Annotated in this window: 6 protein-coding genes; 2 read left to right on the forward strand and 4 right to left on the reverse strand. The window is 74.5% G+C overall.

All coding sequences use genetic code 11. The features are described from left to right. On the reverse strand, positions 1-753 hold a 753-nt coding region (locus HGA02_RS06340), incomplete at its 3' end, for an amidase family protein (RefSeq protein WP_343035321.1). A gap of 312 nt (positions 754-1,065) precedes the next feature. Further along, complete coding sequence (gene uca / locus HGA02_RS06345) at positions 1,066-4,713, reverse strand: urea carboxylase (RefSeq protein WP_168678309.1); 3,648 nt, start codon at positions 4,711-4,713, stop codon at positions 1,066-1,068. A 165-nt stretch (positions 4,714-4,878) separates the two neighbouring features. On the opposite strand from uca, the gene HGA02_RS06350 reads away from it, so the two are divergent. Next, positions 4,879-5,592: a type IV toxin-antitoxin system AbiEi family antitoxin domain-containing protein gene (locus HGA02_RS06350; protein WP_168678310.1), complete on the forward strand. Its 714-nt coding sequence runs from the start codon at positions 4,879-4,881 to the stop codon at positions 5,590-5,592. Next, the gene (locus HGA02_RS06355; protein ID WP_168678312.1) at positions 5,585-6,358 is read left to right on the forward strand and encodes a hypothetical protein; all 774 of its coding nucleotides are present in this window, start codon (positions 5,585-5,587) and stop codon (positions 6,356-6,358) included. Before HGA02_RS06350 ends, HGA02_RS06355 begins: the two co-directional genes overlap by 8 nt. Positions 6,359-6,360: 2 nt before the next feature. Here the strand turns inward: HGA02_RS06355 and HGA02_RS06360 are convergent, their stop codons facing one another. Together HGA02_RS06360 and HGA02_RS06365 are read right to left on the reverse strand one after the other, a co-directional pair. Then, positions 6,361-7,131 carry a GntR family transcriptional regulator gene (locus HGA02_RS06360; protein ID WP_168678314.1) on the reverse strand — a complete coding sequence of 257 codons (771 nt, stop codon included), beginning with the start codon at positions 7,129-7,131 and terminating at the stop codon, positions 6,361-6,363. 202 nt (positions 7,132-7,333) lie between these two features. Next, positions 7,334-7,658, reverse strand: a 325-nt coding sequence (locus HGA02_RS06365; RefSeq protein WP_168678315.1) for an ATP-binding cassette domain-containing protein, incomplete at its 5' end; no start/stop codon positions are given.

Here is a 7,658-nt window from a genome sequence, read left to right on the forward strand (position 1 = left end):
GTCCTCGGGCCGCGGCACGGCGACGACCGGGGTCGCGCGCAGCGCGAGGCGCACGTCCGCGGGCCAGGTGCGCCCCGACGGGTCGGTGGCGTCCGCGCCCACCATGAGGCGGGTCGCGAGCGCGCCCAGCGCGAGGTCGCGGGTGAACGTGGTCACCACGTCGTACGTGCGGCACGCGGGCACGACGCCCGCGGTCGGGACGAGTCCGACGGTGGTCTTGATGCCGACGATCCCGTGGAACGCGGCGGGCACGCGACCGGAGCCGGCGGTGTCGGTGCCGATCCCGACGTCGGCGATGCCCAGCGCGACCGCCACCGCGGAACCCGAGCTCGACCCTCCCGACACCCGGTCGGGCAGCGTCGCGTGCCGGACCGGCCCGAACGGGCTCCGTGTCCCGACCAGGCCGGTCGCGAACTGGTCGAGGTTCGTCTTGCCGAGGACGACCGCACCCGCGTCGACGAGCCGCTGCACCGCAGGGGCCGTCACGGCCGCCGGCCCCGGACGACCCGCCGGCGACGTCGCGTACGACGGGCACGCGGCCGTCGTCGGCACGCCCGCGACGTCAACGTTGTCCTTGACGGCGAGCACGACACCGGCGAGCGGCAGGTCCTCGCCGGCCTCGACGCGCGCGTCGACGTCGGCCGCCGCGGCCAGCACGTCGGCGCGGTCGACCAGGGTGATCCACACCTCGGGCCGGTCAACCGCGTCGAGCCGCTCGAACGCCGCCCGCACGCGCCGCACGGCGGCACCCACGACGAAGCCGTCAGCGGCGCCGCCAGCGGTGCCGTCGGCACCACGCCCCACCGTCGCACCGTCGACGCCTGCGACACCGCCGGTCGTCGTCCCCGCCCCCACCAGGTCCACCACGTCGTCCACCTTCTCCGTCGTCGCCGCGCTCCCGGCCTGCTGCACCGCCGTCACGCGTCCCTCCCTGTCACGCACACCGTCCACGCTCGGTCGACCACCCGCCGCACGCGAGCCGTCCGCGTGCCGTCGACCACCCGGCTCACCCACACCGTCCGCGTGCCGTCGACCACCCGGCTCTCGCACGCCGTCCGCGTGCCGTCACGAGCCCACGGCCAGGATCGCGAGCGGTGCGCCCGGCGCGACCTGCTGACCGGGCGAGACGAGCACCTCGAGCACACGCCCGTCGGCAGGGGCGACGACGCCCAGCTCGAGCTTCATGGCCTCGAGCGCGACGAGCAGGTCGCCCTCCCGGACCTGGCTGCCCGACGCGGCCTCGACGCGCCACACGCTCCCGACCATGGGCGCCTCGACGAGCACGTGCCCGTCGGCGAGCTCGATCTGCGCCGCCCCGGCGAGGCCTGCCCCGACGGGCCCGTCGTCGGGTGCGGGCTCGTCGTGCGCGTCGAGCTCCCCGGCGGCGGCCCAGGCGGCGCGCTCCTCGGCGAACGCGGCGGCCTGCCGGGACTGGAACGCGGTGATGTCGTCGGCGTGCGCCGCGAGCAGGTCGAGGTGCTCGCGGTAGGAGAACGTGCCGTGCTCGACCTCGACGTCGAGCCGCCCGGCGGCGAACGCGGCGCGCTGCTCGAGCAGCTCGGCGGCTCCGACCGGGTGCCAGACGACGCGGTCGAAGAACCGCAGCAGCCACGGCTTGCCGGGTTCGAAGACCCCGCGCTGGCGGTGGCCGGACCAGATGGGCACGGTCCGCCCGACGAGCTGGTACCCGCCGGGCGAGTCCATGCCGTACACGCACAGGTACTGCCCGCCGAGCCCGACGGTGTCGGCGGCGGTCCACGTGCGGGCCGGGTTGTACTTGGTCGTCATGAGCCGGTGCCGCGGGTCGAGCGGCACGGCGAGCGGGGCGCCGAGGTAGACGTCGCCGAGCCCGAGGACCAGGTACTCGGCGCTCGTCATCGTCTCGAAGACGTCGTCGGTGGACGGGAGCCCGTTGATGCGGCGGACGAACTCGATGTTCGACGGCAGCCACGGCGCCTCGGGGCGGACGCCGGCCTGGTAGCGGTGCACGGCGTCGGCGATGACGGGGTCGTCGAACGACAGCGGCAGGTGGATGCGGCGGCTCGGGACGACGAGGTCGGCGGTCGCGGGCAGGGCGGCCTCGAGCTCGACGAGCACCGCGACGAGCGCGCGGACGGGCAGCACGTCGGGGTCGACGTGCACGTGCAGCGACCGGACGCCGGGCGTGAGGTCGACGACGCCGGGCAGGTCGCGCGCGCGCAGCGCCTCGGCGAGCGCGTGCACGCGCATCCGCAGACCGAGGTCGAGCACCATCGGCCCGTACTCGACGAGCACGTTGTCGTCGCCGCCGCGCAGGTAGACGACCTCGGGCGTGCCGAGCGGGTCGGCGGGGTCGCCGGCGACCCGGGCGAGCACACCGTCGTCGCCGTCGGGTCCGACCGCGAGACCGGCGGGGACGGATGCCGTGGAGCGCAGCGCGTCGGACCCGCGGAGCGCGTCGGCGGTCGCCTCGGGGACGGGCAGAAGCCGGACGGTGTCGCCGGGCCGGATCTGGCCCATCTTCCAGCGGTGGCCCGCGACGACGGTCACGGGGCAGGCGAACCCGCCGAGGCTGGGACCGTCGGGTCCGAGCAGGATCGGGGTGTCGCCCGAGACGTTGAGCGCACCGACGGAGTACGGGTTGTCGTGCAGGTTCGACGGGTGCAGCCCGGCCTCGCCGCCGTCGGGTCGCGCCCACTGCGGCTTCGGCCCGGTGAGGCGGATGCCGGTCCGGTTGGCATGCGTCTGCACCTGCCAGGTCGCGTCGTAGAGCATCCGCATGTCGTCGGGCGTGAAGTACGTCGGGGCAGGCTGCGGTCCCTCCTGGACGGCGACCTCCCACGCGTGCACGAGCTCCGGACGGACGTCGACGGGGACGGGCGCGACCGGCGACGCGTCGGCACCGACCGCCGCCGGGACCAGCGTGTCGCCCAGCGCGAGCGCCCGGCCGGTGTACCCGCCGAAGCCGCCGAGCGAGAACGTCGACGCCGACCCCAGGTAGAGCGGCACGTCGAGCCCGCCGCGCACGAGCACGTAGGTGCGGAGGCCCGCGCCCGACGGCGCGCCGACGTCCAGCACCGAGCCCGCAGGGACGACGACCGGCTCCCACTGCGGGACGGGCTCGCCGTCGACGGTGACGGGCGCGTCGGCCCCGGTCACGCACACGACGGCCTCGTGGCTGAACCGCAGACGCGGACCGGTGAGCGTGCACTCCAGGCCGGGCACGCCCTCGGGGTTGCCGAGCGCGCAGTTGCCGAGGCGGAACGACAGGTCGTCCATCGGGCCGGAGGGTGAGATGCCGACGTCCCAGTGCCCCAGGCGTCCCGGCCAGTCCTGCACGGTCGTCATCACGCCCGGCCGCTCGACGGCGATGTGCGGCTCGTCGTCGACCACCCCGCCGAGGGTGCCCGTGGTGTGCGTCGCGGCCAGGACCGACGGGTCGGCGACGGCGGCGCGCAGCAGCGGCAGGTTCGTCTGGAGCCCCGACATGCGCGTGCCCGCGAGCGCGGCGGCCGACGCGGCGAGGGCGGCGTCGCGGTCGTCGGCGTGCACGATCACCTTGGCGAGCATCGGGTCGTAGAGCGTCGTGACCTCCTGCCCGGTCTCGGCCCACGCGTCGATCCGCACGCCCGTCGACGGGTCGGGGTAGACGACCTCCGTGAGGAGGCCGGCGCTCGGCTGGTGGTCCTTGCGGGGGTCCTCGGCGTACACGCGCGCCTCGACGGCGTGGCCGCGGATCTCCGGTCCGGCGTCGGGCACGTCGTCGAGGAACGACGCGTCGCCCTGCGCGAGCCGGATCATCCACGCGACGAGGTCGACGCCCGTGACGGCCTCGGTGACCGGGTGCTCGACCTGCAGGCGGGTGTTGACCTCGAGGAACGACACCTCGCCGCGGTCGACGTCGTACACGTACTCGACGGTCCCGGCGGACCGGTAGGCGACGGAGGCGGTGAGCGCGCGCGCCGACGCGTGCAGGGCCTCCCGGACGTCGGCAGGCAGCGCGGGCGCGGGGGCCTCCTCGACGACCTTCTGGTGCCGTCGCTGCAGCGAGCAGTCGCGATCGCCGAGGCTCACGACCCGGCCGGCGCCGTCGCCGAACACCTGCACCTCGAGGTGCCGCGCGCGCGCGACGTACCGCTCGAGGAAGACGCCCGCGGACCCGAACGACGCCGCGGCGATGCGCTGCACGCGGTCGAACGCGGCGACGAGCTCACCGGGGTCGGCGCACGCCTGCATGCCGATGCCGCCGCCCCCGCCGACGGCCTTCACCATGACGGGGTACCCGACGACCTCGGCGGCGGTCAGCGCGTCGGCGACGGTCTCGAGCAGACCCGAGCCCGCGACGAGAGGCACGCCCGCCGCGCGCGCGGCCTCGCGGGCCTCGTGCTTGTCGCCGAACACGGACAGGTGCGCGGGCGTCGGCCCGACGAACGCGAGCCCGGCGGCCTCGACCTGCGCGGCGAACGCCGCGTTCTCGGACAGGAACCCGTAGCCGGGGTGGATCGCGCCCGCGCCGGTCTCGGCGGCGGCGTGCAGGACGAGCTCGGTCCGCAGGTAGCTCTCGACGGCCGGGCCGGGTCCGAGCCGGACGGCCTCGTCGGCGAGGCGCACGTGCGGGGCGGCCGCGTCGGCGTCGGAGTAGACCGCCACCGTCCGCAGGCCGAGGTCGCGCGCGCTGCGCAGGATGCGGACGGCGATCTCGCCACGGTTGGCGACGAGCAGGGTGTCGAACACGGCGTCCCCCGGTGCGGTCGTCGGACCGGCCCGCGACGACCGCGAGCGGTGGCCGGACGAGGACCGGAGGGTGTATACACCCCGGTATCCCGCACGCTACGAACTGGTTGTTTCCCACCCCACCGCCCCGCGTAAACGTCGCGTTACGACCAGCGCCCTCGTCACATGGGAGTCGCGCCGTTGACCGTTAACTTCGCGAATGCGAAACTAATGGTCATGAGCGGTCTGATCGGAACCGCCGAGGCCGCTGCGCGACTCGGGCTGTCCCGGCGTCAGGTGAACTACCTGGTCGCGGCAGGCGAGCTCCGCCAGGTGGTGCGCGGAGCCCTCGACGCCACGTCCGTCGACCGGTACGCCGCCGTCCCGCGGACGGGCCGGCAAGCATGGTCAGAGCCCACGGCCTGGGCAGCCATCGCGTTGCTGACCGACCACCAGGTCACATGGCTGGGGCCGTCACAGCTCTCGCGGCTTCGAGGCCGACTTCGCGAGCTGACTCCCGAACGACTCGTCGAACGTTGCCGCGACCGTGCGTCGGTGCACCGGTACGCAGCTCACCGCTCCACGCTCCCGCGTATCGGCGCCGATGTCGTCACACCGGACCGCAGTCTCCTCGGTCTTGCCGCTCGGGCGGACTCGACTGTCGACGGCTACGTCGCGCGCGACCAGCTCTCGTCCCTGGTCCATGGGCACGGACTCACCGAGGACGAGGACGGCCTCCTCACGCTGCGCGCCACCGCGATGGACATCGTCCTCGTTGCGGCGCTCGCCGGCGGACCTGTGCTCGCCGCCGTGGACTCGGCAGGCTCGCTCGACGCGCGCGAACGTCGGGCAGGGCTCGACACGCTCGAGCGGGTGCTGGAGCGCCACGCTCATGCCTGAGCGGCCCTTGCTCGACGTCCCTACCCCGCCTGGCGGGTGGGGACCACCGTGGCCCAACGTCGCGGAGATCGCCGACGTGCTGCCGCACCACACCTGGACGCTCGTCGGCGGCCTCATGACCCAGCTCCATGCCGCGACCCACGACGTCGACGGCGTCCGGCCGACGAACGACGTCGACGTCGTGCTCCACGTCGAGACGACGCCGGGCGCACCGGCTGCAGCTGCGGAAGCGCTCGAGTCGCTCGGGTACCACGTCGTGGACCCGTTCGATCCGCGCGAGACGACGGCGCACCGCTTCCGGCGCGGGCACCAGTCGGTCGACCTCGTGACGGTCGCAGAAGACGTCGTGGACGTGCTGATCGCCGACCACGCTCCTCCACGCGCGGTGAGCAGGCTGCGCGGACGGACGATGGTGGCGATCGAAGGTGGCACCCAGGCACTGCAGCGAACGGTGAACGCGAGCCTGTCGATCGTCGACGGCGTGCGGACGACCGTGAGCACGCCGTCGGTGCTCGGCGCCCTCGTTCTCAAGGCCGCCGCGTACCGGACCGACTCGCGCGATCCCGAACGGCACCTCATGGACGCCGCCGTGCTGCTCGCTCGCCTCGACGACCCGTACGACGCGCGCGAGCAGTTCAAGGGGTCGGACCGGTCGCGCATGCTGCTGCTCGCGCGGCACCTCGTCGAGGAAGGACCGCAGTGGCGAAGGCTCCCGTCGACCGCAGCGCGGGACGGGCAGGCTGCGCTGCGGATCCTGACGACCTGAGGTCAGCCGGCGAGGGCCATGCGGGTCATGGCGCTGGTCGCACGCTCCATGACGACCTCGAGCGACTCGCCGACGTGCTTGTGCAGGGCCGTCAGCGCCTCGGGCAGTCGGCGCTCGAGGACGAGCTCGACGATCTCGATGTGCTCGTCGATGGTGAGCGCGATGCGGCCGGTCTCGACGAAGTCGTGCATGCGCACGGCCCGGATCTTCTGGTTGACGGTGACGAGCGCGTCGGTGAGCTGCGCGTTGCCCGACGCGCGCGACAGCGCCTGGTGGAACCGCTCGTCGAGCAGCACGAACGACGGGTCGGGCTCGGGCGGGGCGTCGCGCAGGACGTACCAGCGCCTCAGCTCCTCGCGCAGGATCTCCTCGTCGTGCCGGACCGACGGGTTCTCGATGGCGCGCGCGATGCCGCGCAGCTCGAGCGTGATGCGCAGCTCGTAGAGGTTGCGCAAGTCCTCGAGGCTCGGGACGACGACCGCGTACCCGAAGTCGGTGCGCTCGACGAGCCCGTCGGACAGCAGCCGGGACAGCGCCTCGCGCACGGGTGTCCGGGACACCTCGAACGCCTTCCCGAGCTTGGGCTCGGTGAGCCGCTCGCGCGGGGAGATGCGGCCGTTGAGGATGTCGTCGCGGAGCCGGTGGTAGACGACCTCGCGCAGCGACCGCGCCTCGGCGGCGGCCTCGTCCGAGGTGCCGACGGGGGGCGCTCCGCCCGCGCCGACGGCCGGGTCGGCGGCCGTGGTGGACGGGCCGGTCAGGCCGGTGCTCATGCTCACGGAGCCTAGTCCTCCGCCTCGACGCGTCCGGGGCGCGACGCTCCCCCGCCCGCCACGGCTCTCGCCGCCGACGTGGCCCCGGCGAGGACCGCGACCCGCACCGCCGACGTGGCCCCGGCGAGGATCACGACCCGCTCCGCCGACCTGCCGGCACCGACCACCGCACGCGCCGCCACCGTCGTGCCCGCACCGACGGTCACAGGGCCATCGCCGCCCGCACGTCGGCCTCCTGCTCGGCCCCGCCGGCGCCGGTGCTGGTGACGCGGCCGGACTCGAGCACGTAGTACCGCTGAGAGGCGGCGAGCGCGAAGCCGACGTGCTGCTCGACGAGCAGGACGGTGAGCCCGCGCTGCGCGGTGAGCGTCGCGACGGCGTCCTCGATCTCCTGCACGACGGACGGCTGGATGCCCTCGGTCGGCTCGTCGAGGACGAGGACGCGCGGCCCGGTGACGAGCGCCCGCGCGATCGCGAGCTGCTGCCGCTGGCCGCCGGACAGCAGGCCCGCGCGCCGCGAGAGCAGC

This window comes from Cellulomonas septica (genome assembly GCF_012396155.1).
GTDB lineage: Bacteria > Actinomycetota > Actinomycetes > Actinomycetales > Cellulomonadaceae > Cellulomonas > Cellulomonas septica.